18 protein-coding genes, 2 rRNA genes and 1 pseudogene are annotated in these 25,974 nt (G+C 68.8%); 12 read left to right on the top strand and 9 right to left on the bottom strand.

The window, feature by feature from the left end:
* The first annotated feature begins 216 nt into the window (after positions 1-216).
* A 23S ribosomal RNA gene (locus AC3CH1_RS22735) occupies positions 217-3,342 on the top strand.
* A 77-nt stretch (positions 3,343-3,419) separates the two neighbouring features.
* Positions 3,420-3,536 (top strand): 5S ribosomal RNA (gene rrf / locus AC3CH1_RS22740).
* 165 nt (positions 3,537-3,701) lie between these two features.
* Here rrf and AC3CH1_RS22745 read toward each other — a convergent pair.
* The 5 genes from AC3CH1_RS22745 to AC3CH1_RS22765 are packed head-to-tail and all read right to left on the bottom strand — an operon-like array spanning position 3,702 to position 9,200.
* On the bottom strand, positions 3,702-5,015 hold the full coding sequence (locus AC3CH1_RS22745) for a DUF58 domain-containing protein (protein ID WP_488464624.1): 1,314 nt from the start codon (positions 5,013-5,015) through the stop codon (positions 3,702-3,704).
* A gap of 10 nt (positions 5,016-5,025) precedes the next feature.
* Entirely contained in the window at positions 5,026-6,054 is a 1,029-nt protein-coding gene (locus AC3CH1_RS22750) for an AAA family ATPase (protein ID WP_488464625.1), read from the bottom strand.
* Entirely contained in the window at positions 6,051-7,298 is a 1,248-nt protein-coding gene (locus AC3CH1_RS22755; RefSeq protein ID WP_488464626.1) for a DUF4350 domain-containing protein, read from the bottom strand. Before AC3CH1_RS22755 ends, AC3CH1_RS22750 begins: the two co-directional genes overlap by 4 nt.
* Positions 7,295-7,984, bottom strand: coding sequence for a DUF4129 domain-containing protein (locus AC3CH1_RS22760; protein WP_488464627.1), 690 nt, complete (start codon positions 7,982-7,984; stop codon positions 7,295-7,297). The genes AC3CH1_RS22755 and AC3CH1_RS22760 overlap by 4 nt, the downstream gene beginning before the upstream one ends.
* 4 nt (positions 7,985-7,988) lie before the next feature.
* Entirely contained in the window at positions 7,989-9,200 is a 1,212-nt protein-coding gene (locus AC3CH1_RS22765) for a DUF7847 domain-containing protein (RefSeq protein ID WP_488464628.1), read from the bottom strand.
* A 140-nt stretch (positions 9,201-9,340) separates the two neighbouring features.
* Here AC3CH1_RS22765 and mtnA point away from each other — a divergent pair, with 140 nt between their 5' ends.
* From mtnA to AC3CH1_RS22800, 7 genes and pseudogenes are all read left to right on the top strand, one after another.
* Positions 9,341-10,483, top strand: coding sequence for an S-methyl-5-thioribose-1-phosphate isomerase (mtnA, locus tag AC3CH1_RS22770; protein ID WP_488464629.1), 1,143 nt, complete (start codon positions 9,341-9,343; stop codon positions 10,481-10,483).
* Positions 10,484-10,487: 4 nt separating this feature from the next.
* Entirely contained in the window at positions 10,488-11,177 is a 690-nt protein-coding gene (gene mtrA, locus AC3CH1_RS22775; protein WP_007448372.1) for a two-component system response regulator MtrA, read from the top strand.
* Between the two features lies 1 nt (position 11,178).
* Positions 11,179-13,218, top strand: coding sequence for an MtrAB system histidine kinase MtrB (gene mtrB, locus AC3CH1_RS22780; RefSeq protein WP_488464630.1), 2,040 nt, complete (start codon positions 11,179-11,181; stop codon positions 13,216-13,218).
* Between the two features lie 28 nt (positions 13,219-13,246).
* Positions 13,247-15,088, top strand: a complete 1,842-nt coding sequence (locus AC3CH1_RS22785; RefSeq protein WP_488466708.1) for an LpqB family beta-propeller domain-containing protein — start codon at positions 13,247-13,249, stop codon at positions 15,086-15,088.
* Positions 15,089-15,172: 84 nt separating this feature from the next.
* Complete coding sequence (locus tag AC3CH1_RS22790; RefSeq protein ID WP_488464631.1) at positions 15,173-15,931, top strand: ComF family protein; 759 nt, start codon at positions 15,173-15,175, stop codon at positions 15,929-15,931.
* Between the two features lie 326 nt (positions 15,932-16,257).
* On the top strand, positions 16,258-16,947 hold the full coding sequence (hpf, locus tag AC3CH1_RS22795) for a ribosome hibernation-promoting factor, HPF/YfiA family (RefSeq protein WP_488464632.1): 690 nt from the start codon (positions 16,258-16,260) through the stop codon (positions 16,945-16,947).
* Positions 16,948-17,130: 183 nt separating this feature from the next.
* A pseudogene (locus AC3CH1_RS22800) lies at positions 17,131-17,885 on the top strand (response regulator).
* Between the two features lie 60 nt (positions 17,886-17,945).
* Here the strand turns inward: AC3CH1_RS22800 and AC3CH1_RS22805 are convergent.
* Together AC3CH1_RS22805 and AC3CH1_RS22810 are read right to left on the bottom strand one after the other, a co-directional pair.
* Entirely contained in the window at positions 17,946-19,133 is a 1,188-nt protein-coding gene (locus tag AC3CH1_RS22805; protein ID WP_488464633.1) for a winged helix-turn-helix domain-containing protein, read from the bottom strand.
* A gap of 63 nt (positions 19,134-19,196) precedes the next feature.
* Positions 19,197-19,808, bottom strand: coding sequence for a GNAT family N-acetyltransferase (locus AC3CH1_RS22810; protein WP_488464634.1), 612 nt, complete (start codon positions 19,806-19,808; stop codon positions 19,197-19,199).
* A 240-nt stretch (positions 19,809-20,048) separates the two neighbouring features.
* Here AC3CH1_RS22810 and secA point away from each other — a divergent pair, with 240 nt between their 5' ends.
* Positions 20,049-22,874, top strand: a complete 2,826-nt coding sequence (gene secA / locus AC3CH1_RS22815; protein ID WP_488464635.1) for a preprotein translocase subunit SecA — start codon at positions 20,049-20,051, stop codon at positions 22,872-22,874.
* A gap of 68 nt (positions 22,875-22,942) precedes the next feature.
* Here secA and AC3CH1_RS22820 read toward each other — a convergent pair whose 3' ends face one another.
* Positions 22,943-23,389, bottom strand: a complete 447-nt coding sequence (locus tag AC3CH1_RS22820) for an Rv3235 family protein (protein WP_398068983.1) — start codon at positions 23,387-23,389, stop codon at positions 22,943-22,945.
* A 274-nt stretch (positions 23,390-23,663) separates the two neighbouring features.
* On the opposite strand from AC3CH1_RS22820, the gene AC3CH1_RS22825 reads away from it, so the two are divergent.
* Together AC3CH1_RS22825 and AC3CH1_RS22830 are read left to right on the top strand one after the other, a co-directional pair.
* Positions 23,664-24,170: a DUF6912 family protein gene (locus AC3CH1_RS22825; RefSeq protein WP_265601281.1), complete on the top strand. Its 507-nt coding sequence runs from the start codon at positions 23,664-23,666 to the stop codon at positions 24,168-24,170.
* A 38-nt stretch (positions 24,171-24,208) separates the two neighbouring features.
* Entirely contained in the window at positions 24,209-24,886 is a 678-nt protein-coding gene (locus AC3CH1_RS22830; RefSeq protein WP_488464636.1) for an HAD family hydrolase, read from the top strand.
* A gap of 189 nt (positions 24,887-25,075) precedes the next feature.
* Here the strand turns inward: AC3CH1_RS22830 and AC3CH1_RS22835 are convergent, their stop codons facing one another.
* Positions 25,076-25,645 (bottom strand): DJ-1/PfpI family protein, encoded by a 570-nt coding sequence (locus AC3CH1_RS22835; protein ID WP_018958401.1) that lies wholly within the window; start codon positions 25,643-25,645, stop codon positions 25,076-25,078.
* Positions 25,646-25,974 lie beyond the last annotated feature (329 nt).

Raw genomic sequence — 25,974 nt, forward strand, 5'->3', positions numbered from 1 at the left:
ATTCGGCACGGCAGGTTGATCACGGCTAGTACTGCTCTTCGGGGCGTGGAACGTGGTGGTGGATCGGTTGTGTCGGGCACGTTGTTGGGTGTCTGAGGGTACGGGCTCGTTTGAGTCTGTCCTTCGGTTGCCGGCCCCAGTGAACTCGCCTGTATGGGTGGGGTGATGGGTGGCTGGTCGTTGTTTGAGAACTGCACAGTGGACGCGAGCATCTGTGGCCAAGTTTTTAAGGGCGCACGGTGGATGCCTTGGCACCAGGAACCGATGAAGGACGTGGGAGGCCACGATAGTCCCCGGGGAGCTGTCAACCAAGCTTTGATCCGGGGGTTTCCGAATGGGGAAACCCGGCAGTCGTCATGGGCTGTCACCCGCTGCTGAACACATAGGCAGTGTGGAGGGAACGAGGGGAAGTGAAACATCTCAGTACCCTCAGGAAGAGAAAACAACCGTGATTCCGGGAGTAGTGGCGAGCGAAACTGGATGAGGCCAAACCGTATGTGTGTGATACCCGGCAGGGGTTGCGCATGCGGGGTTGTGGGATCTCTCTTTCATAGTCTGCCGGCTGTGAGACGAGTCAGAAACCGTTGATGTAGGCGAAGGACATGCGAAAGGTCCGGCGTAGAGGGTAAGACCCCCGTAGCTGAAACATCAACGGCTCGTTTGAGAGACACCCAAGTAGCACGGGGCCCGAGAAATCCCGTGTGAATCTGGCGGGACCACCCGCTAAGCCTAAATATTCCCTGGTGACCGATAGCGGATAGTACCGTGAGGGAATGGTGAAAAGTACCGCGGGAGCGGAGTGAAATAGTACCTGAAACCGTGTGCCTACAAGCCGTGGGAGCGTCGCTGTATGTGCTTGCACATGCAGTCGTGACTGCGTGCCTTTTGAAGAATGAGCCTGCGAGTTAGCGGTGTGTAGCGAGGTTAACCCGTGTGGGGAAGCCGTAGCGAAAGCGAGTCCGAATAGGGCGATTGAGTTGCACGCTCTAGACCCGAAGCGGAGTGATCTAGCCATGGGCAGGTTGAAGCGGAGGTAAGACTTCGTGGAGGACCGAACCCACCAGGGTTGAAAACCTGGGGGATGACCTGTGGTTAGGGGTGAAAGGCCAATCAAACTCCGTGATAGCTGGTTCTCCCCGAAATGCATTTAGGTGCAGCGTCGTGTGTTTCTTGCCGGAGGTAGAGCACTGGATAGGCGATGGGCCCTACCGGGTTACTGACCTTAGCCAAACTCCGAATGCCGGTAAGTGAGAGCGCGGCAGTGAGACTGTGGGGGATAAGCTCCATGGTCGAGAGGGAAACAGCCCAGAGCATCGACTAAGGCCCCTAAGCGTACGCTAAGTGGGAAAGGATGTGGAGTCGCAGAGACAACCAGGAGGTTGGCTTAGAAGCAGCCACCCTTGAAAGAGTGCGTAATAGCTCACTGGTCAAGTGATTCCGCGCCGACAATGTAGCGGGGCTCAAGCGTACCGCCGAAGTCGTGTCATTCATACACATAGGGCCAACGCCCGTATGGATGGGTAGGGGAGCGTCGTGTGCCGGGTGAAGCAGCCGCGGAAGCGAGTTGTGGACGGTTCACGAGTGAGAATGCAGGCATGAGTAGCGATACACACGTGAGAAACGTGTGCGCCGATTGACTAAGGGTTCCTGGGTCAAGCTGATCTGCCCAGGGTAAGTCGGGACCTAAGGCGAGGCCGACAGGCGTAGTCGATGGACAACCGGTTGATATTCCGGTACCCGCTTTGAAACGCCCAGTACTGAATCAGGCGATGCTAAGTCCGTGAAGCCGGCCCGATCTCTTCGGAGTTGAGGGTAGTGGTGGAGCCGATGAACCAGACTTGTAGTAGGTAAGCGATGGGGTGACGCAGGAAGGTAGTCCAGCCCGGGCGGTGGTTGTCCCGGGGTAAGGGTGTAGCCCGTGTGGTAGGTAAATCCGTCACACATATAAGGGTGAGACCTGATGCCGAGCCGATTGTGGTGAAGTGGATGATCCTATGCTGTCGAGAAAAGCCTCTAGCGAGTTTCATGGCGGCCCGTACCCTAAACCGACTCAGGTGGTCAGGTAGAGAATACCGAGGCGTTCGGGTGAACTATGGTTAAGGAACTCGGCAAAATGCCCCCGTAACTTCGGGAGAAGGGGGGCCATCACTGGTGATAGCACTTGCTGCTTGAGCTGGGGGTGGCCGCAGAGACCAGCGAGAAGCGACTGTTTACTAAAAACACAGGTCCGTGCGAAGCCGTAAGGCGATGTATACGGACTGACGCCTGCCCGGTGCTGGAACGTTAAGGGGACCGGTTAGCTGCCTTTCGGGGTGGCGAAGCTGAGAACTTAAGCGCCAGTAAACGGCGGTGGTAACTATAACCATCCTAAGGTAGCGAAATTCCTTGTCGGGTAAGTTCCGACCTGCACGAATGGCGTAACGACTTCTCGACTGTCTCAACCATAGGCCCGGTGAAATTGCACTACGAGTAAAGATGCTCGTTTCGCGCAGCAGGACGGAAAGACCCCGGGACCTTTACTATAGTTTGATATTGGTGTTCGGTTCGGCTTGTGTAGGATAGGTGGGAGACTTTGAAGCGGCCACGCCAGTGGTTGTGGAGTCGTCGTTGAAATACCACTCTGGTCGTGCTGGATGTCTAACCTGGGTCCGTGATCCGGATCAGGGACAGTGTCTGATGGGTAGTTTAACTGGGGCGGTTGCCTCCTAAAGAGTAACGGAGGCGCCCAAAGGTTCCCTCAGCCTGGTTGGCAATCAGGTGTTGAGTGTAAGTGCACAAGGGAGCTTGACTGTGAGACCGACGGGTCGAGCAGGGACGAAAGTCGGGACTAGTGATCCGGCAGTGGCTTGTGGAAGCGCTGTCGCTCAACGGATAAAAGGTACCCCGGGGATAACAGGCTGATCTTCCCCAAGAGTCCATATCGACGGGATGGTTTGGCACCTCGATGTCGGCTCGTCGCATCCTGGGGCTGGAGTCGGTCCCAAGGGTTGGGCTGTTCGCCCATTAAAGCGGTACGCGAGCTGGGTTTAGAACGTCGTGAGACAGTTCGGTCCCTATCCGCTGCGCGCGCAGGAATATTGAGAAGGGCTGTCCCTAGTACGAGAGGACCGGGACGGACGAACCTCTGGTGTGCCAGTTGTCCTGCCAAGGGCATGGCTGGTTGGCTACGTTCGGAAAGGATAACCGCTGAAAGCATCTAAGCGGGAAGCCTGCTTCGAGATGAGTATTCCCACCCTCTTGAAGGGTTAAGGCTCCCAGTAGACGACTGGGTTGATAGGCCAGATGTGGAAGCCCGGCAACGGGTGGAGCTGACTGGTACTAATAGGCCGAGGGCTTGTCCTCAGTTGCTCGCGTCCACTGTGTTAGTTCTGAAATAACGAACAGCTGTGATTACACCGGTCTGTTCAATTTCATAGTGTTTCGGTGGTCATTGCGTTAGGGAAACGCCCGGTTACATTCCGAACCCGGAAGCTAAGCCTTTCAGCGCCGATGGTACTGCAGGGGGGACCCTGTGGGAGAGTAGGACGCCGCCGAACAATTTTTCCGGGAAAGCCCCGCACCTTTTGGTGCGGGGCTTTTCTGCGTTCACGACTCGGTCTGCACCGGCGCCGAGGAGAATCAGGAGAACGCGAGCTGGAGCAGGCAGTTCCCCGGGTACTCCTCGACCGCAGAGCCGGCAGGGCAGGGCGCTGGGCTCTCCGTCAGAGACGTCCTGCGGCCTTCAGGGCCAAGTACGTATCGGCAAGCGTGGGGGCGAGATGCTCCGGAGTGGCGTCCACGACGACAACGCCGTGGCGGCGGAGCCGGTCGGCCGTGCGGCCACGGTCGGCCTGGGCCTGCGCGGCGGCCGCCGCGTCGTACACGGAGTCCACGGTTCCCCGTGCGTGTGCCATTTCTTCAATCCGAGGGTCGGAGACCGCGGCCAGCAGAACGGTGTGGCGCTGGGTGAGTTGAGGCAGCACCGGGAGAAGCCCCTCCTCGATGGGGGCGGCCTCCAACGTCGTGAGAAGAACGATCAGCGAACCGCGAGGGGCGTCGGTGAGGGCGGCGTTGCTCAGACCTCGGGCGTCCGTCTCGATGAGCTCGGGTTCCAGCGTGGCCAGGGTGTTGATGACGGTGGCCAGAACATTGCCTGTTGCCGTCCGGCCTTGGACTCGGGCTCGGACCTGGCGGTCGTAGGCGAGGAGGCTTACGCGGTCGCCTGCCCGGGTGGCGAGCGCGGTGAGCAGGAGTGTGGCGTCCATCGAGGCGTCCAGGCGGGGAACGTCCCCTACCCGGCCCGCTGACGTGCGGCCGGTGTCCAGGACGATCAGGATGTGCCGGTCACGCTCGGGACGCCACGTCCGGACCGCTACGGCGGACTGGCGTGCGGTGGCCCGCCAGTCGATGGAGCGGGTGTCGTCCCCCGGCACGTAGGCCCGCAGACTGTCGAACTCCGTGCCTTCACCGCGTGTCAGAACGCTGGTGCGGCCGTCGAGTTCGCGGAGTCGGGCGAGCCGGGAAGGCAGATGCTTGCGGCTGGTGAACGGTGGCAGGACTCGTACGGTCCACGGCGCCCGGTGCTGGCCTTGGCGTGCGGCAAGGCCCAGCGGGCCGTACGAGCGGATGGTGATGCGTTCGGCCTGGCGATCACCGCGCCGGGTCGGGCGCAGAACAGTGACCAGACGTCGCCGTTCCCCGGCGGGAATCGCCAGTGTGTGGCGGGAAGCGCGATGTTCGGAGCCCGAGGTCCAGCTGCTGGGGGGCCAGGCGTCCCGCAGCTGGGCGCGCAGGCGCCGACGCGAGGTGTTGGTCACCGTGAGTTGCACTTCGGCCGCGTCACCGAGTCGAACAGATGTGTCGCCGGATCGAGTGAATCGGAGCGTGCGCACTGGCGCGGCCAGCGCATAGTCGCACAGAATTGCCAGTGAGAGCGGAGCGTTGACCGCAAGCATCCCGGTCCAGCTGGGAGCGAGGATGCCTACGGGGAGTGACCCCAGGGCGGCCAGCAACGCGGTACGTCCGGTGAGGGCCATGGTCACCGCCTCATCGGGGTACGGGGACGTGGGCGAGCACTGAGGCGATGACGGAGTCGGGGGTGACTCCTTCCATTTCCGCCTCGGGCCGCAGGTGGATGCGATGACGGAGCGTGGGGAGCGCCAGGGCCTTCACATCGTCCGGGGTGACATAGTCCCGGCCGGTCAGCCAGGCCCAGGCTCGGGCGGTCGACAGCAGGGCGGTGGTGCCTCGGGGGGAGACGCCGAGGGAGAGCGAGGGGGAATCGCGCGTGGCACGGCAGATATCCACGACATAGCCGGCGATCTCGGGGGAGACGGTTGTCTTCGCGACGGCTTCGCGTGCTGCTTCCAGATCGGCTGGCCCGGCGACGGGCCGTATTCCCGCGGCCAGGAGGTCGCGCGGGTTGAAGCCGTCGGCGTGACGGGTGAGGACGTCTATCTCGTCCTGCCGCGAAGGGAGCGGAACCGTCAGCTTGAGCAGGAAGCGGTCGAGTTGGGCTTCGGGGAGGGGATAGGTGCCTTCGTACTCGACGGGGTTCTGGGTCGCGGCGACGAGGAAGGGGTCAGGCAGTGGCCGTGGCGTCCCGTCCACGGTGACCTGCCTTTCCTCCATAGCTTCGAGGAGGGAGGACTGGGTCTTGGGAGGGGTGCGGTTGATCTCGTCGGCGATCAGCAGGTTGGTGAAGACGGGGCCGGGCTGGAACGAGAACTCGGCGGTCCGCGCGTCGTAGACCAGTGAACCCGTGACGTCGCTCGGCATGAGGTCGGGGGTGAACTGGACGCGCTTCGTGTCGAGTTCGAGTGATGCGGCCAGTGCGCGGACCAGCAGCGTCTTGGCCACGCCGGGTACGCCTTCGAGGAGTACGTGTCCCCGGCAGAGCAGCGCGACGACGAGTCCGGTGACGGCGGGGTCCTGGCCGACGACGGCCTTGGCGATCTCGGAGCGCAGAGCCTCCAAGGACGCGCGGGCGTTGTCGGACGGCTCCGGTTCCGCGGGCCTCACGGGGGCCGCTGCGGGCTCCGTGGGCTCGGCCGGCTCGGGGGTCGGGGCGCTCATGAAGTGCGTACCTCTCTTTCGAGGGCGTCGAGTTGATCAGCGAGGAGGACCAGGGCGGCGTCGGTGGAGGGAGCCGTGCCGAAGAGGAGAGTGCTGAGGTCGTGGTCCGGGGTGGTGATGCGCGCGGACACGGCGGCGAGTAGGACGCCAGAGGTGTGCGCATCACGGGCGGGCACTCCGGTGAGGGGTGCGATACGTGAGCGGGTGGCGGCTCGGAGGGCGTCGGCGGCACGGTCGCGGGCGTTGGCCTTGCGGTAGAGGAGCGAGCGGCCTTCGGCCGATTCGGATGCGCGGATGGCCACCGGCAGCCGTTCCTTCACCAGGGGGCCGAGTCGGCGGGCCCGCCAGACGGCGGCGAGGACTGCCGCAAGGGCGAGTTGAAGCGTTCCCCACAGCCAGCCGGAGGGGACGAGGTCGAGGAAGCTGCTCTCGTCGGACGCGTCGTCCCTCGCTCCGTCCTCGGATGGGGCTTCGGTTCCGTTGCCGGTGGAGTCGTCGGTCGTCGCGGATGGATCTGTGAGAGAGGGGAGGTACCAGACGAGATGGGGGCGGGAGCCGAGGAGTTGCAGGGCGAGCGAGGCGTTGCCCTGTTTGTCGAGACGCTCGTTGTGAAGGAGGTCGGGGGAGCCGAGGACGACGGTGTCGCCGCCCTCTCCGGTCGCGAGGACGACCAGGCTGGGGAGGCCTGCGGCCGGGTAGCAGGTGACGGCTCGGGGGTCCTGCGTCGTGTACCGGGTGCCGCCCATGTCCGCTGTTCCGGCCAGTCGGGCAGCGGGGAGCTCGCAGGACGGGGCGAGAGCAGTGACGGCCTGGTGCGGCGCGGCGTGGACGCCGGGGGCGAGTCGAGGCGTGGCTCCCGGCCCCGGGGCGATCAGCAGGGTGCGCCCTGCGGAGGCGGAGGCCGCCGCGTCCAGTCGGAGCTGCTGCGACCGGGTCAGGAGATTGGGGCCGGCGACGAGGAGGGTGGTGTCGGGGCCGGTCGCGGCGGTGACTTCGTCGAGAGTGGTGGCGACGGTGACGGAGACGCCGCGAGCCTTGAGGAGTTCGGCCACGGCGCGGCTTCCCTTGGGGTCCGTCGAGCGGGGGTCGAGCTGTCCGTGGTTCGTTCCGGAACGTACGACGGCGAACGTGATGCCGGCGACGACGAGGATGAGGACGACGGCCAGGATGCCTCGGGCACGGGTCCAGACCTGGCCGGGGGTGGGCGCTGTCGAGGTGGGGGAAGCGGTGGTCGCCGTGGTCATCCGGCGGCTCCTCGGGAGGTTCCCGGCAGCAGCGGCTTTGCCTCGTCGAGTTCGAGGTCGAGGGTGCGCAGGGACAGGTATGTCGGCTGGTCCGCGGTGCGGCCCCCGTACGTCACGTCGTCGAAGGCCCGGGCGGCGGCGCGCAGCCGGGCCCTGTGCTCGGGCAGGGCCCGGCCGGCTTCGGCTGCGGCTTCGTCCGCTGTGCGGCCGGGGCGTGGATCGAGCACGGCACGCTCCTCGAGGGACCGGACGATGGCACGCATGCGTTCCTGGACGGCCTCGGTCCAGCGCAGAGCCGTGGCGTGTGCCTCGGCGGTGGCGCGGTGCTGGGCCGCGCTGCGGGGGCCTTCGCCGTCGAAGAGAGCGTCCGGGCTCCGGGAGGAGCGTTGTGGGGTGCCGAGCCGCCACCAGAGGGCGCCGGCAAGGCCGATGACGAGGACGACCAGGACCACGACCCCGGCCGGGCCGCCGGGGGCGGCGCCCGCGGCGGCGTCGAACACCCCGGCGACCCAGTCCCAGAACTGGTTCAGGGCGCGCTGAAGGAAGTTCGGGTCGTTCTCGTGGTACATCGGCTTGGACAGCTCGCTCTCCGCCGCCTCCCGTGCGGGGAGACGCGGAGTGTCCACGGGTATGTCGCCGGCTGCCGTGTCCCGCCCTGCTGTGGTGATGCCCCCCGCCCCCGACACCGCATCAGCTCCTGGGGGTGTCGGCGCCGTAGCCGGGCAGACCCGCGGCCCGTGCGAGGTCGAGGTCCAGTGCTTCGCGGCGGATGCGCTGGTCCACGTAGAGGAGGGCCATCACGCCGGCGACGAAGGGGTAGATCAGTGTCGAGACGATCACTTCGCCGATGCCCGTGACGATGAGGAAGGGCCAGCCGAAGGAAGGGGCGGTGCCGCTGAAGAACTCGCTGACGTCGGTTCCGTCGGCGATCACCGCGATGACGCCGAACGGGATGGAGACGAGGAACGTCAGCAGGAAGGTCAGCAGCCAGGTCAGGGCGAGGATCCCGAAGGTACGCCACCAGGCGCCGCGGACCAGCTTCGCCGACCTGCGCAGCGCGGCGACGACGCCCTGTCGTTCCAGCATCAGGGCGGGGGCGGCGAGTGCGAAGCTGACGTTCAGCCAGAGCATCACGACGCAGGCGACGGCGAAGCCGAGGAAGGCGAGTGCCGCTCCCGCCTCGGAGCCCAGCAACAGGCCGGGGCCGATGCCCACGGTCATGATCGCGGCCATGATCAGGGCGACCAGCAAGGTCAGCCCGAGCAGGGGGAGGACCCGGGGGCGGGCCTCTGCCCAGGTATCGGAGAGCGTGGTGGGACGGCCCAGGACCGAGCGGCTGATGACCACGGTGATGATCGACGCGGTGAAAAGCGTGGCGATCATCGTGACGAGCGAGGCCGGGGCCAGGGAGACCAGTGTCGACCGGGCGGAGTCGGTGGCCTGGCGGAGGGCCTCGGCGCCGGTGGCGTTCGGGTCGACGGAGGTCGGTTCCGGCAGCAGATAGCGCTGCATGAGGATCACGGCGATCTGGGTGACCACCGAGACCGCGAGGCTGAAGCCGAGCGCGGTACGCCAGTGGGCGCGCAGGGCGGAGACGGAGCCGTCGAGGATTTCGCCGAGGCTCAGGGGGCGCAGCGGGATGACACCGGGCTTCGCGGCCGGCGGCGGTCCTGCCCAGCCCTGGGGCTGCGGGCCACCGCCCCAGCCGGGGGCGGGAGGCCGCGCTCCGGGACGGCTGTCGGCGTTGCTCGGTGGGGACCACTGCCCGGGGGGCGGCTGCTCGGGGGACCACTGTCCCGTCGGGCCGCTTCCGTCCTGAGGTTCGGAGGGGCGGGGAATCGCCGTCTCCTTGCCGTCGGAGGGGGCAGATCCGGGCGACGCCCAGCCCGGAGAGTCGTTCATTCTCGCTCCTTCACCGTCCTGACCGCTCATCGGGGCGGCAGGTTGGCAGCCATCGTGCCACGCGTGGGTCCGGGGTGGACCAGCCGCTCTGCCTCCTCGGTGCCTTCAGGTACGGGCGGCTCACCGGGCAGACTGGACGGATGGCTGATCAGGACGCGCAATCGGCGGCGGGCTTCGAGCCCCCCGCGCTTTCCGTACTCCGCTGGGACGAGCCCCCGGAGGGTCCCGTGCTGGTGCTTCTCGACCAGACGCGGCTGCCCGCCGAGGAGGTCGAGCTGGTGTGCACCGACCCGCCCGCGCTGGTGCGGGCGATCCAGACTCTGGCGGTGCGAGGGGCCCCGCTGCTCGGGATCGCCGGGGGGTATGGGGTGGCGCTCGCGGCGGCGCGGGGCTACGACGTGGCGGAGGCGGCCGGTCTGCTGGAGCGGGCGCGGCCCACCGCGGTGAACCTCGGCTACGGGGTCCGGCGGGTGGCGGCCGCCTATGGGGAGGCCGTCGGCGAGGGGGCGGGCGACGAGGCGGCCGCCGCGGCGGCGCTGGCCGCGGCGCGGGCCCTGCACCGGGAGGATGCCCAGGCCAGCGGGCGTATGGCGGAGTACGGCGAGGCATTGCTGGAGGAGCTGATGCCGGGCCGCGGGTACCAGCTGCTGACCCACTGCAACACCGGGGCGCTGGTCTCCGGGGGCGAGGGGACGGCGCTGGCCGTGGCGTTGCGGGTGCACCGGAAGGGCCGGTTGCGACGGCTGTGGGTGGACGAGACGCGACCGCTGCTCCAGGGGGCCCGGCTGACCGCGTACGAGGCCGCGCGCAACGGTCTGGCGTACAGCCTGCTCACGGACAGTGCGGCGGGGTCCCTGTTCGCGGCCGGAGAGGTCGATGCGGTGCTCATAGGGGCGGACCGCATCGCCGCCGACGGTTCGGTGGCGAACAAGGTGGGGAGCTATCCGCTGGCCGTGCTCGCGAAGTACCACCACGTGCCCTTCATCGTGGTGGCGCCGACGACGACCGTGGATCTGGAGACCCCGGACGGCACATCGATCATCGTCGAGCAGCGCCCCGGGCGCGAAGTGACAGAGCTCACATCGTGGCAGGGTGTATCGGCCGACGGCGGAGGAGGGATGGTCGTCGCACCCCTCGGGGCCCCGGCGTACAACCCGGCCTTCGACGTCACACCCCCGGAACTGATCACGGCGATCGTCACCGAGGAGGGCGCTGTTTCGCCGGTCACGGGGGCCGGACTGGCAGAGCTGTGTGCCAGGTCATCGCAGGTAACGATTAGCTAATGGGATGATGTCGATTATGAAGGGACGCGTCCTTGTCGTCGACGACGACACCGCACTGGCCGAGATGCTCGGGATTGTGCTGCGTGGAGAAGGTTTCGAGCCGTCGTTCGTAGCGGACGGCGACAAGGCACTGGCCGCATTTCGTGAGGCCAAGCCGGACCTGGTGCTGCTCGACCTCATGCTGCCCGGAAGGGACGGCATCGAGGTGTGCAGGCTGATCAGGGCCGAGTCCGGTGTGCCGATCGTCATGCTCACTGCCAAGAGCGACACCGTCGATGTGGTGGTGGGCCTGGAATCAGGGGCCGACGACTACATCGTCAAGCCGTTCAAACCTAAGGAGTTGGTTGCCCGGATCAGGGCACGTCTGCGGCGGTCCGAAGAGCCCGCGCCGGAACAGCTGACCATCGGTGACCTGGTCATCGACGTGGCAGGCCACTCCGTGAAGCGGGAGGGGCAGTCCATCGCCCTGACCCCGCTGGAGTTCGACTTGCTGGTCGCGCTCGCCCGCAAGCCGTGGCAGGTCTTCACCCGTGAGGTCCTGCTGGAACAGGTGTGGGGTTACCGCCACGCGGCCGACACCCGCCTGGTGAATGTGCATGTCCAGCGTCTGCGTTCCAAGGTCGAGAAGGACCCGGAACGGCCGGAGATCGTCGTGACGGTCCGAGGCGTCGGCTACAAGGCCGGACCGAGCTGAGATGCCCCGAGGCAGCGCTGCTCCGGGGCCCGGCGAGCCGGGAGTCCGTACGGAGCGGGCTGCCGGCCCGGGACGGAAGGCGTCACGTATGAGCCGTTTCCTGCAGGGCGGCCGGCTGTTCGAGGACCGGACGCCCGGCGGGCCCGTACCGCGGTTGCTGATGCGGTGGGTACGCCGCCCGTTGCTGCCCGCCGTCCGGTTGTGGCGGCGCAATCTGCAGCTCCGCGTCGTCGCGGGCACCCTGCTGATGTCGATCGGCGTCGTGCTGCTGCTCGGCTTCGTCGTCATCGGCCAGGTGCGCAACGGCCTGCTCGACGCCAAGGGCAAGGCCGCCCAGACCCAGGCCGTCGGCGGTTTCGCCGCGGCCCAGGAAAAGGCCAACGTCCCCCTCGCCCCCGACGGCCAGGGGAGCGAGCGCACCGACGGCATGACCGGCAGCACCTCCTGGCGCACCGAGCTCGTCGACCAACTCGCCAGCGGAGGCAAGAACGCCTTCAACGTGGTGGCGCTCAGCGTCGACTCGGTGGCCGAGGGCGCGAGCAGCCGTGCCGCGCGCGGTTCCGGCAGCGTCGAGGCGTCCAGCGTCCCTGAGCGCCTGCGGCAGAAGGTGAGCGAGGGGCAGGGCGCGTTCCAGACGTACTCCCAGATCCGGTACTCCTACGGCAGTGAGGCGCAGCCCGGCCTCGTCGTCGGCAAGCGGCTCTACGACATCGATCAGCAGCCCTATGAGCTGTACTACCTCTTCCCGCTCACGCAGGAGGAGAAGTCCCTGACACTGGTCAAGACGACCCTGGCGACCGCCGGACTGTTCGTCGTCGTGCTGCTCGGGGCCATCGCCTGGTTCGTGGTGCGGCAGGTCGTCACGCCGGTGCGGATGGCCGCCGGCATCGCCGAGCGACTCTCCGCCGGCAAGCTCCAGGAACGGATGAAGGTCACCGGTGAGGACGACATCGCCCGGCTCGGCGAGGCCTTCAACAAGATGGCCCAGAACCTCCAGCTGAAGATCCAGCAGCTGGAGGAGCTCTCCCGGATGCAGCGGCGCTTCGTCTCCGACGTATCGCACGAGCTGCGGACCCCCCTCACGACCGTCAGGATGGCCGCCGACGTCATCCACGAGGCGCGTGCCGACTTCGACCCCGTCACCGCGCGCTCCGCCGAGCTGCTCGGCGACCAGCTCGACCGGTTCGAGTCGCTGCTCGCCGATCTGCTGGAGATCAGCCGGTTCGACGCGGGCGCCGCGGCCCTGGAGGCCGAGCCGGTAGATCTGCGGACCGTGGTGCACCGGGTGATCGGTGGCGCCGAACCGCTCGCGGAGCGCAAGGGCACCCGGATCCTGGTCGTCGGCGACGACCAGCCGGTGATAGCCGAGGCTGACGCACGCCGTGTCGAACGCGTCCTGCGCAACCTCGTGGTCAACGCCGTCGAGCACGGCGAGGGCCGGGACGTCGTGGTGCGGATGGGCGTGGCGCAGGGCGCGGTCGCCGTGGCCGTCCGGGACTACGGGGTCGGGCTCAAGCCGGGCGAGGCGACCCGGGTCTTCAACCGGTTCTGGCGTGCGGACCCGGCGCGGGCCCGGACGACCGGCGGGACGGGGCTCGGTCTGTCGATCGCCGTGGAGGACGCCCGGCTGCACGGCGGCTGGCTGCAGGCCTGGGGGGAGCCGGGCGGCGGCTCCCAGTTCAGGCTGACCCTGCCGCGTACGGCGGACGAGCCCCTGCGAGGTTCGCCGATACCGCTGGAGCCCGAGGACTCGCGGCGCAACCGCGGCAACCGGGAACGCGACGAGGCCGGAGCGGGCGCGTCGGACGACCACCGGCTGATGTCCGTGCCGCCCCAGCCCGGGGCCGGCGAGCGTTCGACGCTGCCCGTGCCCGGTCGGGGCCCCGCGGTCCGCAACGGCGCTCCCTCGTCGGTGCACCCCGCCGCGCTGCCCGGCAACGGGGCACGTGTGGTGGCGCGACCGGCCCAGGAGCGCCCCGGTGGGCGTTCGGGCAACGGCGTACTCGATTCCGACCAGGAGGACACCACTCGTGGGTACTGACCGCGGTCCGGGCGGCCGAGGACGGGCGGTGCGGATGGTCGCGCTGGTGGGCTGCGGTGTCGTCGTGCTGGCCGGGTGCGGCTCGATGCCGGTGACCGGGGACGTCAAGGCGGTCGACGCCTCACAGCCCGGGGACTCCCAGGTGCAGGTGTACGCGGTGGCACCCCGGGAAGGCGCGGCGCCCAGCGAGATCGTCGACGGCTTCCTGGAGTCGATGACCAGTGACGATCCGGCGTTCGCGACCACCCGGAAGTACCTGAGCGCCGACGCCCGGCGCACCTGGCAGCCGGGCGGGGGCATCACGGTGCTCGCCCAAGCCCCCAACCGCAGTGGTCCCCTGCTCCACGACGAGGCCAACCGGGCCACCCGGGACAAGGCGACGACCTACACGTTGACCGGCGAGAAGGTGGCGGCGGTCGACGCCCAGAGTTCCTACCGTCCCCTCGCGCCCAGCGACTACGCACAGACCCTGCACCTGGTGCAGGAGAAGGGGCCGGACGGGAAGCAGGAGTGGCGCATCGACGTCGTGCCGGACGGCCTGGTCCTCGGGCAGTCCGACTTCAAACGCCTCTACCGCTCCGTGAACAAGTACTACTTCGCCACCGGGCGTACGAGCGGTCGGTCGACACTCGTCGCGGACCCCGTCTACGTACGCAACCGTGCGGACCCGGTCACGCGCATGGACACCGCCACGCAGACCGTCAGGACGCTGCTCGCCGGTCCGACGAACTGGCTGCGGCCCGTGGTCGACTCCCGGTTCCCGACGGGCACCGCCCTGCGCAAGGGCACCATCGCGCTGCCGTCGGACGATCAGAACGTCCTGAAGGTGCCGCTCAACCACAAGGCCGACAAGGCGAGCCCCAGCGCCTGCCGGATGATGGCCGCGCAGGTGCTGTTCACGCTCGGGGACCTGACCCCGGCACGGGTCGAGCGGGTGGAGCTGGAGGGCGGCGACGGCGCCCAGCTCTGCGGACTGGACGCCGACGACGCGCCGGATTTCTCCGCCGACAACGGCTCCGACGAGGCCGACAGCCAGTACTTCATCAACGACAAGGGTCAGGTGGAGCGGATCCCCGGCGCCATCGACGGCACCGGAACGCCCGAGCCCGTGACCGGTCCGCTCGGCGCGGGCGTCGTGCCGATGAGCGCCGTCGGGGTGGCCCGGGACGAACGACGGGCCGCCGCGGTCTCCTCCCACGGGCAGCACCTTTACGTGTCCTCCCTGGAGACGGAGAGCACGGAACTGACCGCCCCCCTCGTCAGCAGCAAGGCGAAGAAGGCCGCCGACCGGCTGTCGTCGCCGAGCTGGGACGGCCGCGGCGACCTGTGGGTCGCCGACCGCGATCCGGCCGGCCCCAGGCTGCTGCGGCTGACCGGGGGCGCGGGCGATCCGCAGGAGGTCCGGGTGCCGGGTCTCGACGGCGCCCGCATCGAGGAGCTGCGGATGTCCGCGGACGGGGTGCGGATCGCTCTGCTGCTGAGAAAGGACGGCCGTACGACGCTGAACATCGGCCGGGTCGAGCGTCGGGGGTCCTCCGTGACGCCCGACACCTCCGTCGAGGACCTGCGGCAGGCCGCACCGCAGCTCACGGACGTGACGGCCATCTCCTGGTCCGGACGCAGCCGGCTGGTCGTCGTCGGCAAGGAGGAGGGCGGTGTCCAGCAGGTGCGTTACGTGCAGGCGGACGGCTCCACGTCGGCCTCGGGGTCGTTGCCCGGGGTGAACCAGGTCCAGTCGGTCGCCGCGGCGGACGACGAACTGCTTCCGCTGATGGCGGAGACCGTCGGCGACGGCATAGTGAAGCTCTCGCCCGGGGACAACTGGCAGACGGTTCTCCAACAAGGCACGTCGTTGGTCTATCCCGGCTGATCCGGCAGCAGACCGCGATCCGCCGGGCGCCCGGGGTTTTCCACAGGGGTGGCCCGGTCCCGGCGGCCCCGGCACAGTGGGGCCATGCGGAACGCGTGGCAGGAACTGTCGGGTCTGCTTCTGCCGGTGGCCTGCGCCGGCTGCGGCAGGCCGCGCACCGAGCTGTGCACCGCCTGCGGGGCCGCGCTGCACGGTGCGCCCGCCCGCCCGGTCCGGCCCTCGCCGCGACCCCCGGGGCTTCCGCTGGTGTACGCGGCCGCGCCGTACGAGAACGCCGTACGCGCGGTTCTGCTGGCCCACAAGGAGCGGGGTGCGCTGGGGTTGGCCGGGGCGCTCGGCCGGGCCCTGGCGGGTTGTGTACGGGCCTGGGCGGGGCGGCCGGGCGGTGCGGGCCCCCTGCTGCTGGTCCCGGTGCCCTCCGCGCGCTCCTCGACCGCGGCGCGTGGCCATGACCCGGTGCGCAGGATCGCCCAAGCGGCCGCGCGGAACCTGCGGCGGGAGGGACTGCCGACCGAGGTGCTTCCGCTGCTGCGGCAGCGGCGCGCGGTCGCCGACCAGGCCGGTCTCGGGGCGCGGCAGCGGCGGGCGAATCTGGCCGGCGCGCTGGAGCTCACGGCAGGGGGAGGGCGGCTCCTCCGGCACGGACTCCTCGGGCCGGGACCTCTCCGGCACGGCCGGGTGATCCTGGTCGACGATCTGTTGACGACGGGATCGACGCTGGCGGAGGCTGCACGGGCCGTCGGCGAGGCGCGCGGCGCCGGTCGGGAGCCCTTCGTGCACGGAGTGTGCCGGGCGGCGGTCGTCGCAGCTTCTCCCTCGGCCTTCGAAATAAACCGGAACTGACCGAGAACCCGCATCGTTGCAGGTAATGAGAGGGCAATACCCCCTGAACGGAGGTACGTGCCAGTAGCGGGTGCCGAGACCCTGGTGCGCAGGCTATGTTCGGTTGTGAGGGACGGTGAATGCCGGACCTCGATGAATGCACCACCAGGTTTCGGGCAGGTAACCCACCGGTAGGAGAAGCCCGCAAGTCGGTGGGGTTGCGACCCTTCCGACGGGGGAGGAGGAGGCGAAAGCCACCGAGTCCGAGGCCCTGGTGATCTCCGGGGCCTGGTGCAAAAGGGAGATGCTCCGCCGCTGAGCGGAGCGATCCGGGAACGGAGTTCTGCGTGGACATCGTCGTCAAGGGCCGCAAGACCGAGGTACCCGAGCGGTTCCGCAAGCACGTGGCCGAGAAGCTGAAGCTGGACAAGATCCAGAAGTTCGACGGCAAGGTGATCAGCCTCGACGTCGAGGTGTCCAAGGAGCCGAATCCCCGTCAGGCCGACCGCTCCGACCGGGTGGAGATCACGCTCCGCTCCCGGGGACCGGTCATCCGGGCGGAGGCGGCGGCAGGCGACCCTTACGCAGCGCTCGACCTGGCCACCGGAAAGCTGGAGGCCCGGCTGCGCAAGCAGCACGACAAGCGCTACAGCCGCCGAGGCAACGGCCGTCTGTCGGCTGCCGAGGTCGGGGACGTGGTCCCCGGCGTCGCTTCGTTCGACGAGGACGGTGAACTGGTCGGCGACCAGCCGTCGGAGCCCGTCCCCACCACGAAGATCGGCTCGCTCGAAGTGCAGGGCGACGGGCCGCTCGTGATGCGCGAGAAGACCCACACCGCCGCACCGATGTCGCTCGACCAGGCGCTCTACGAGATGGAACTGGTCGGCCACGACTTCTACTTGTTCGTCGACTCAGAGACGAAGGAGCCCAGTGTCGTCTACCGACGGCACGCCTACGACTACGGCGTCATCCACCTGAGGACCGACCCGCTCGCCGCGGACGAGGCAGGCGGCGCGGGCGGTGCGCTCGGCGGCTGAGGCCACAGCGGCGGGGTGCCCCCGGGGCGTTTTCGCGCCACCGGGGGCACCCCCGCACGGGCGCAGCACCACCGTGCCGGCGGCCGGGCATGGAATCATGGCGGCCCGAGCCAATCGGTGTTCTGTGAAGTGCCGTTGGCGAACGAACGACACTTCAGGCCGTGGCCTTCAGGGGGAGGAACGATGGCGGACACCTTCGGGCCCGTGCGCGATGCGAATGACTCCGACGACGACACCGGTGCGTACACCGGCAGCGGGGCGGACGGCGCTTCACGCAAGGAGCCCATCAGGGTCCTCGTGGTCGATGACCACGCGCTCTTCCGCAGGGGCCTGGAGATCGTCCTTGCCCAGGAGGAGGACATCCAGGTCGTCGGCGAGGCCGGGGACGGCTCCGAGGCGGTCGACAAGGCCGCCGATCTGCTGCCCGACATCGTTCTGATGGATGTCCGGATGCCCAAGCGCGGCGGCATCGAGGCCTGTACGGCCATCAAGGAGGTGGCCCCCAGCGCGAAGATCATCATGTTGACGATCAGTGACGAGGAGGCCGACCTCTACGAGGCGATCAAGGCGGGCGCGACCGGCTATCTCCTCAAGGAGATCTCCACCGACGAGGTCGCCACGGCCATTCGCGCGGTCGCCGACGGGCAGTCCCAGATCAGCCCCTCCATGGCCTCGAAGCTGCTCACCGAGTTCAAATCGATGATCCAGCGCACCGACGAGCGGCGGCTCGTTCCGGCGCCCGGCTCACCGAACGCGAGCTGGAAGTGCTGAAACTCGTGGCGACCGGCATGAACAACCGGGATATCGCCAAGGAGTTGTTCATTTCCGAGAACACGGTGAAGAACCACGTCCGCAATATCCTGGAGAAACTGCAGCTGCACTCCCGGATGGAAGCCGTGGTCTACGCCATGCGCGAGAAGATCCTGGAGATCCGGTAGCGGACGGCTCCGGCTCCCGTCCCGGTCCTCGGTCAGCGGGGGCCGGTCCGCGGGGGCCGGTCAGCGGTAGGCGCGCTGGAGAGCGTGGCCGATCTCCGTCCTGAGCGGCTCGCGCAGCTCCGGGGCGTCCACCCGGTCCACCCGGATGTCCGTGCAGCCCACCCAGGCCGCCGCCTCCACCAGGGCCTCGGCCATCGGGGTCACCGCTTTCGGGCCGGCCAGCGACGCCTGACGGGCGATCAGCGTGGTGCCCTCGCGCGCCGGGTCGACCCGGCCCTGGAGCCTCCCGCCCGCCAGCAACGGCATGGCGAAATAGCCGTGGATCCGCTTCTGCTTGGGCACGTAGGCCTCCAGCCGATGCGTGAAGCCGAAGATCCGCTCCGTGCGCGCCCGCTCCCAGATCAGGGAGTCGAACGGCGACAGCAGGGTCGTACGGTGGCGTCCGCGGACCTCCTTGGCCAGCGCTTCCGGGTCCGCCCAGGCCGGCTTCGCCCAGCCCTCCACCACGACCGGGACCAGCCCCGTGTCGGCCACCACGGCGTCGAACTCCTCGCCCCTCAGCCGGTGGTAGTCGGCGATGTCGCCTCGGGTGCCGACGCCGAGGGACTTGCCCGCCAGCGCCACCAGCCGCCGCCGGCACTCGGCGTCGCTCAGGTCGTCGTGGAGCAGGGCGTCCGGAATGGCACGCTCGGCCAGGTCGTAGACCCGCTTCCAGCCGCGCCGCTCGGTGCACACCACCTCGCCGTACATCAGGGCCCGCTCGACGGCGACCTTGGACGCCGACCAGTCCCACCACTCGCCGCCGTTCTTCGCGCCGCCCAGCTCGGTCGCCGTCAGCGGGCCCTCGTCGCGCAGCTGCTTGATCACGGTGCCGTACGAGCCGTCCGGCAGATCGTGGCCCCAGTGCGGGCGGGCTCGGTAGGCGCGGCGGCGGAACGCGAAGTGCGGCCACTCCTCGACGGGCAGGATGCACGCCGCGTGCGACCAGTACTCGAAGGTCCGGCCGCCCGACCAGTAGGCGTCCTCCACCGTCCGGCGGCCCACCGGGCCCAGCCGGGCGTAGGGGATCAGCTCGTGCGAGCGGGCCAGCACCGAGATCGTGTCCAGCTGGACCGCGCCGAGGTGCCGCAGCACTCCCGGCACTCCTGCCCGGCGGTCCGGAGCCCCCAGGAAGCCCTGGGCGCGCAGCGCTATGCGGCGGGCCTGGTCGGCGGAGAGTTCGACTGCGGGAGGAGGCACAGGCGTCATACGTCGAACCCTAGACGGCGCCACTGACAGTCCGGCCCCGATGGGCGGCCGCGGATCCCGTGGTCACCGTCCGGGACTCGGGGCCCCAGCGGGCCGCGGAGCATGCCGTTCGGGGACGTACGGGTGGGAGCCCGCGAACCCCAGGTCGGACGGGAGCAGGGCGGCCGTCCAGGCGTCGCGCCGCACCCCCTTGTTGAGCAGCCCCGACCGCTGGTCGCCCTCCAGCCGGAACCCCGCCCGCAGGACGACGGCCCGCGAGGCCACGTTGCCGATCTCGGCCCGCCACTCCAGCCGGTCCGCCCCGAGGGAGGAGAAGGCCCAGCGGGCCGAGCCGAGCACCGCCTCGGTGACGTATCCGCAGCCGCGGTGCTCCTTGGTGGACCAGTAGCCGACCTCGTACGTCCCCGGCAGGCTGCGGCGGTCGATGCCGAGCGCACCGACGAGCGCCCCGGTCTCCCGCAGGACCAGGGCGAAGCCGTAGGCGGAGTCGTCCTGCCAGCCCGCCGGGCAGAGCTTCGTGGTGAACAGCTCCGCGTCGGTGAGGCGGTACGGGGAAGGGATCACCGTCCAGCGCTGGATGTCCGGGTCCTGGCAGGCGGCGTGCACCGGATACGTGTCCTGCGGGCCGAAGGGCCGCAGGAGCAGTCGCTCGGTGGTGAGAGTGATCGGCTCCATGGACCGATTCTCGTGAGCCGGCACCCTCGATGCGAGCACTTTTGGGGCTTCCCGGCACCTTCCGTGCGTTTGGACCGTTGTCCTATAAGGGTGCGGTGAGGTCCACGCGACGGCAGCCCTCCCGACGCGGTGGTGTCCTCGCTTACGATGGCCGTTGCGGTGGGGCCCACCTGCCGTGCCCGCGCCAGAGTCCATTACACGACCCAGTGCCAGGCCCGACCGGCAAGGAGACCAGCCTCAGTGTCCGTCTTCAACAAGCTCATGCGTGCAGGCGAAGGCAAGATCCTGCGCAAACTGCACCGCATCGCGGACCAGGTCAGCTCCATCGAAGAGGACTTCGTCAACCTCTCCGACGCCGAGCTGCGGGCGCTCACCGACGAGTACAAGGAACGGTACGCGGACGGCGAGAGCCTGGACGACCTGCTTCCCGAAGCGTTCGCCACGGTCCGTGAGGCCGCGAAGCGCGTCCTCGGACAGCGCCACTACGACGTACAGATGATGGGCGGAGCCGCCCTGCACCTCGGTTATGTGGCCGAGATGAAGACCGGTGAGGGCAAGACCCTCGTCGGCACCCTGCCCGCGTATCTGAACGCGCTCTCCGGCAAGGGCGTGCACCTGATCACGGTCAACGACTATCTCGCCGAGCGTGACTCCGAGATGATGGGCCGGGTCCACAAGTTCCTCGGCCTGGACGTCGGCTGCATCGTCTCCAACATGACGCCGGCCCAGCGCCGCGAGCAGTACGCCTGTGACATCACGTACGGCACGAACAACGAGTTCGGCTTCGACTACCTCCGCGACAACATGGCGTGGTCCAAGGACGAACTCGTCCAGCGCGGCCACAACTTCGCGGTGGTCGACGAGGTCGACTCGATCCTCGTCGACGAGGCCCGTACGCCGCTGATCATCTCCGGCCCGGCCGACCAGGCCACCAAGTGGTACGGCGACTTCGCCAAGCTGGTCACGCGCCTCACCAGGGGCGAGGCGGGCAACCAGCTCAAGGGCATCGAGGAGACCGGCGACTACGAGGTCGACGAGAAGAAGCGGACCGTGGCCATCCACGAGGCCGGTGTCGCCAAGGTCGAGGACTGGCTCGGCATCGACAACCTCTACGAGTCGGTGAACACCCCGCTCGTCGGTTATCTGAACAACGGCATCAAGGCCAAGGAACTGTTCAAGAAGGACAAGGACTACGTCGTCATCGACGGCGAAGTCATGATCGTCGACGAGCACACCGGCCGTATCCTCGCCGGCCGCCGCTACAACGAGGGCATGCACCAGGCGATCGAGGCGAAGGAAGGGGTGGACATCAAGGACGAGAACCAGACCCTCGCCACGATCACCCTGCAGAACTTCTTCCGCCTCTACGGCAAGCTCTCCGGCATGACCGGTACGGCGATGACCGAGGCCGCCGAGTTCCACCAGATCTACAAGCTCGGCGTGGTGCCGATCCCGACGAACCGGCCGATGGTCCGCGCCGACCAGTCGGACCTGATCTACCGCACCGAGGTCGCCAAGTTCGCCGCGGTCGTCGACGACATCGCCGAGAAGCACGAGAAGGGCCAGCCGATCCTGGTCGGCACCACCTCGGTCGAGAAGTCGGAGTACCTCTCGCAGCAGCTCTCCAAGCGCGGCGTCCAGCACGAGGTCCTCAACGCCAAGCAGCACGACCGGGAGGCGACGATCGTCGCCCAGGCGGGCCGCAAGGGCGCCGTCACCGTCGCGACGAACATGGCCGGCCGAGGCACCGACATCAAGCTCGGCGGCAACCCGGACGACCTCGCCGAGGCGGAGCTGCGCCAGCGCGGCCTCGACCCGGTGGAGAACGTCGAGGAGTGGGCGGCCGCGCTGCCCGCCGCGCTGGAGCAGGCCGAGCAGGCGGTGAGGGCGGAGTTCGAGGAGGTCAAGGACCTCGGCGGGCTCTACGTGCTCGGCACCGAGCGCCATGAGTCGCGCCGTATCGACAACCAGCTGCGCGGTCGTTCCGGACGGCAGGGCGACCCGGGCGAGTCCCGTTTCTACCTGTCGCTGGGCGACGACCTGATGCGCCTGTTCAAGGCCCAGATGGTCGAGCGCGTCATGTCGATGGCGAACGTTCCGGACGACGTCCCGATCGAGAACAAGATGGTCACCCGTGCCATCGCCTCCGCGCAGTCGCAGGTCGAGCAGCAGAACTTCGAGACGCGCAAGAACGTCCTGAAGTACGACGAGGTGCTCAACCGGCAGCGTGAGGTCATCTACGGTGAGCGCCGCCGTGTTCTGGAGGGCGAGAACCTCCAGGACCAGATCCGGCACTTCATGGACGACACGATCGACGACTACATCCGGCAGGAGACCGCCGAGGGCTTCGCCGAGGAGTGGGACCTCGACCGGCTGTGGGGCGCCTTCAAGCAGCTCTACCCGGTGAAGGTCACCGTCGAGGAGCTGGAGGAGGCGGCCGGGGACCTGGCGGGCGTCACCGCCGAGTTCATCGCCGAGTCGGTCAAGAACGACATCCACGAGCAGTACGAGGAGCGCGAGAGCACCCTCGGCTCCGACATCATGCGTGAGCTGGAGCGACGCGTCGTCCTCTCGGTGCTCGACCGCAAGTGGCGCGAGCACCTCTACGAGATGGACTACCTCCAGGAGGGCATCGGCCTGCGGGCCATGGCGCAGAAGGACCCGCTGGTCGAGTACCAGCGCGAGGGCTTCGACATGTTCAACGCCATGATGGAGGGCATCAAGGAGGAGTCCGTCGGCTACCTGTTCAACCTGGAGGTCCAGGTCGAGCAGCAGGTCGAGGAGGTTCCGGTGCAGGACGGCGCCGAGCGCACCTCGCTGGAGAAGGAGAGCGCCGCCGCCGCCCCGCAGATCCGCGCCAAGGGCCTGGAGGCCCCGCAGCGGCCGGACCGGCTCCACTTCTCCGCTCCCACGGTGGACGGCGAGGGCGGTGTCGTCGAGGGTGACTTCGCCAACGACGACGCCACCGGTGATACCCGGTCCGGTTCCGCCGACGGCATGACGCGCGCCGAGCGCCGCAAGGCGCAGAAGAGCGGTGGCGGCGGCGGTCGCCGTCGCAAGAAGTAGCGCCGGCGGCAGTACCCCGGCAGGGGCCGGACACCACGAGGTGTCCGGCCCCTGCCGCGTCTCCTGTGTCACCGGGGGCCCGGGGCGCCGGCGTTGAGGCGTTCGCCGCCCAGCTCCACGGCGGCGCAGCGCCAGCGCTGGTCCGGACCTTGTTCCAGGCGGAAGGCCATCGCCCGGACCCGGTCGCCCGCGGCGATGCTGGCGAACGCCTCGACCACGCCGGTGGCGGGCTGGGCCCCGCGGCAGTGGCGGAGGACGGGGCGGCTGCCCCGGGTGGCCCCCAGCGGGGTGGTCGGGGCCAGCTCGGCGAGCTGGTCGTAGGCCTCGCCGATGGTGTGGCCGAGCATCCAGTGCACCGGGCGCTGGCCGCTGAGGACCGCGAGCAGGCGCTCGGCGAACCACTGGTGGGGCCGCTGCGGCCGGTGGGGCTGCAGCCTGCGGGACCGCTGCGGAGGTACTGACCGGGGACCACTCTGGTCGCGCCGGCCTGCGGGCCTCGTCCTGTCCGTGCTCATGATCGTCGCCCCCGTTGACCGGGCCCGGCATCTACCGGACGGTAACTTGTGTTGGGGATCTTCTACGGGTGGGGTCGTCAGCGACGCAAGGGGCCTCCGGGCGCCGATCGGACGCGGGCGGATTCACCTATCCGTGGGTCGGCCCTTGCGGGACAAGGGCGACAGCGGGGGTGACAGGCCGTTGGCGGTGGACGGAGGACCCCGGTTGCCGAAACCCGAAAGGGGACGTTCCCACGTATCCTGAGGACGTTTCCCTCTACGAAAGCGACCTGCCATGCGCGTGTACGTCCCCCTGACCCTCTCCGGTCTCGCAGCGGCGCACGGTGCGGGAGAGGTCGGCCCCGGGCCCCTGACCGCCTACGCGGTGACCCCGGGGCTGCGCGAGTGGTACGTCTCCGACGACATCGAGGAGCTGGAGTACGCGGCGCTCAACCGGGCGGCCGCCGCCTCGCTCCGGATGATCGCGGGGAAGCCGGACGAGGTGCGCCGCCGGGTCGTCGTGGCCGTCGACGTACCCGACGGGGCCGCCGTCGCCGACCCCGACCACGGGCTGAGCGCGGCATCGCTCGGCGAGGTGCGGATCGCCGCCGCGCTGCCGCTGGCCAAGGCGGCGGCGGTGCACGTGGACGCCGACGACGCGGAGAAGGACGTGGCCGCCGCGGCCGCGGTGCTGGGGGCGGCGGACCTCGGCGACGACGACGCGCAGTTCACGGTGGACGGGGCCGAGGACCACGAGCTGCTCTGGTTCGGCGTACAGGAGATTCCGCAGCTCATCGGCTGAGGGGCGGCGTTGTCGTACCCGGCGGGTATTTTTTCTCTATGACTTCGGGGACTGCACGCACTCATCTGGTCTGGGACTGGAACGGCACGCTGCTGGACGACACGCATGCCGTCATCCGGGCGACGAACGCCGCGTTCGCGGAGGTCGAGCTGGCGCCGATCACGCTGGAGCAGTACCGGGAGATGTACACGATCCCCATACCCCGGTTCTACGAGCGGTTCCTGGGCCGGCTGCCCACCGAGGCCGAGTGGGAGCGGATGGACGGCATCTTCCACCGGTACTACGCGGAGCAGCGGGTGGGCTGTGGGCTCACCGCCGGCGTGGAGGAGTTGCTGCGTCGCTGGCAGCGGGCCGGGCGCAGTCAGTCGCTGCTCAGCATGTACGGGCACGAGCAGCTGGTGCCGGTGGTGCGGGGGTATGGAATCGAGCCGAGGTTCGTCCGCGTCGAGGGGCGTACGGGGCCGTCCGGCGGGAGCAAGGCGCTGCACATGGAGCGGCACTTCGAGGCGCTGGCCGGGATGGGCGGGATCGTGCCGGAGAACGCGGTGGTCATCGGGGACGCGCTGGACGACGCGGTGGCGGCGGCGCATGTGGGGGCCCGGGCGGTGCTGTACACCGGGGGGTCGCACAGCCGGAGCAGCCTGGAGGGGGCGGGGGTGCCGGTGGTGGACAGCCTGGGGGAGGCGGTGGCGTTGGCGGAGACGTTTGCCGCGTAGCGGGGGGCCGGTGCGGTGTGCGGGTGCGGGTGCGGGTGCCGGTGCTGTGTGCGGGCGGGGTGCGGGCTTTTCGGGGCGCTGCCCCGGACCCCGGTCCTCAAGCGCCGGACGGGCTGGGAAGGCGCCGGACGGGTTGGGAAGGCGCCGGGCGGGCAGAAAAAGGTGTCCTCGCGCGTCGGGCCGTCGGGCTCAGGGGGTGTGCGGGTGGGTTGACCTGAGTACCTTCAGGAACTCCCGCATCCAGGCCGGGTGGTCCGGCCAGGCTCGGGAGGAGACCACGGTGCCGTCCACGACCGCCTCCGTGTCCTGGAAGGTAGCGCCCGCGCTCTGCATGTCCGGCTCCAGGGCCGGGTAGGCCGTGACGTTGCGGCCGCTGAGGCTGCCGGTGGCGGCGGTGATCAGGGGGCCGTGGCAGATCTGGGCGACCGGGCGGTCCGCGGAGAAGAACGCGCCGACGATCTTCCGCAGTTCGGCGTTGTTGCGGAGGTACTCGGGGGCGCGACCGCCGGGGATCACCAGGGCGATGTACGCCCCGGGATCGACCTCGGAGAAGGACAGGTCGGCGGGCCAGGTGTAGCCGGGCTTCTCCGTGTACGTGTCGAAGCCGGGCTCGAAATCGTGGACCACGAAACGCAGCGTCTTGCGCTCGGGGGCCGCGATGTCGACCTCGTAACCCTCCTCCAGCAGCCGTTGGTACGGGTAGAGGACTTCGAGCGACTCGGCGGCGTCGCCGGTGACGATGAGGATCTTCTGCGGCATGGCGGGGCTCCTCGGGGCCGGTGGCCCCGGTGGCGTGCCGAGGGCCTGGATCCGTGCGGTACGGACAGACTGCCCGGGTTTCGGGAGTTCGCCAAGACGGCGCGGCGCACTGTCCAGAGTGTCAAAGTTCGGGGGGTTCTTTTGTACACAAGCGGCTCATGACGCAACGGGGTGCGAGGGCGATAGCCTGGTGCCGTGATCAGCGCGATACGCCTCGGGGGCAGCGAAGCCCCCGGCCGCCGCCCGGAGTGCCACAGCACCCGGGCGATCCGCGATCTCCCGACTCCGGACCGGCTGCCGAAAATGGCCAATTTGGTCCCGGGTATCTC

The sequence above is a fragment of the Streptomyces sp. MGP-P1 genome, from assembly GCF_057766565.1.

Excerpts from the sequence above, each read along its gene's own strand:
- AC3CH1_RS22745 (WP_488464624.1), bottom strand. The coding sequence starts at position 5,015 with ATGGCCCTCACCGGACGTACCGCGTTGCTGGCCGCCCTGGGGTCACTC.
- AC3CH1_RS22750 (WP_488464625.1), bottom strand. The coding sequence starts at position 6,054 with ATGAGCGCCCCGACCCCCGAGCCGGCCGAGCCCACGGAGCCCGCAGCG.
- AC3CH1_RS22755 (WP_488464626.1), bottom strand. The coding sequence starts at position 7,298 with ATGACCACGGCGACCACCGCTTCCCCCACCTCGACAGCGCCCACCCCC.
- AC3CH1_RS22765 (WP_488464628.1), bottom strand. The coding sequence starts at position 9,200 with ATGAACGACTCTCCGGGCTGGGCGTCGCCCGGATCTGCCCCCTCCGAC.
- mtnA (WP_488464629.1), top strand. The coding sequence starts at position 9,341 with ATGGCTGATCAGGACGCGCAATCGGCGGCGGGCTTCGAGCCCCCCGCG.
- mtrA (WP_007448372.1), top strand. The coding sequence starts at position 10,488 with ATGATGTCGATTATGAAGGGACGCGTCCTTGTCGTCGACGACGACACC.
- mtrB (WP_488464630.1), top strand. The coding sequence starts at position 11,179 with ATGCCCCGAGGCAGCGCTGCTCCGGGGCCCGGCGAGCCGGGAGTCCGT.
- AC3CH1_RS22790 (WP_488464631.1), top strand. The coding sequence starts at position 15,173 with ATGCGGAACGCGTGGCAGGAACTGTCGGGTCTGCTTCTGCCGGTGGCC.
- AC3CH1_RS22805 (WP_488464633.1), bottom strand. The coding sequence starts at position 19,133 with ATGACGCCTGTGCCTCCTCCCGCAGTCGAACTCTCCGCCGACCAGGCC.
- AC3CH1_RS22810 (WP_488464634.1), bottom strand. The coding sequence starts at position 19,808 with ATGGAGCCGATCACTCTCACCACCGAGCGACTGCTCCTGCGGCCCTTC.
- AC3CH1_RS22820 (WP_398068983.1), bottom strand. The coding sequence starts at position 23,389 with ATGAGCACGGACAGGACGAGGCCCGCAGGCCGGCGCGACCAGAGTGGT.
- AC3CH1_RS22825 (WP_265601281.1), top strand. The coding sequence starts at position 23,664 with ATGCGCGTGTACGTCCCCCTGACCCTCTCCGGTCTCGCAGCGGCGCAC.
- AC3CH1_RS22830 (WP_488464636.1), top strand. The coding sequence starts at position 24,209 with ATGACTTCGGGGACTGCACGCACTCATCTGGTCTGGGACTGGAACGGC.
- AC3CH1_RS22835 (WP_018958401.1), bottom strand. The coding sequence starts at position 25,645 with ATGCCGCAGAAGATCCTCATCGTCACCGGCGACGCCGCCGAGTCGCTC.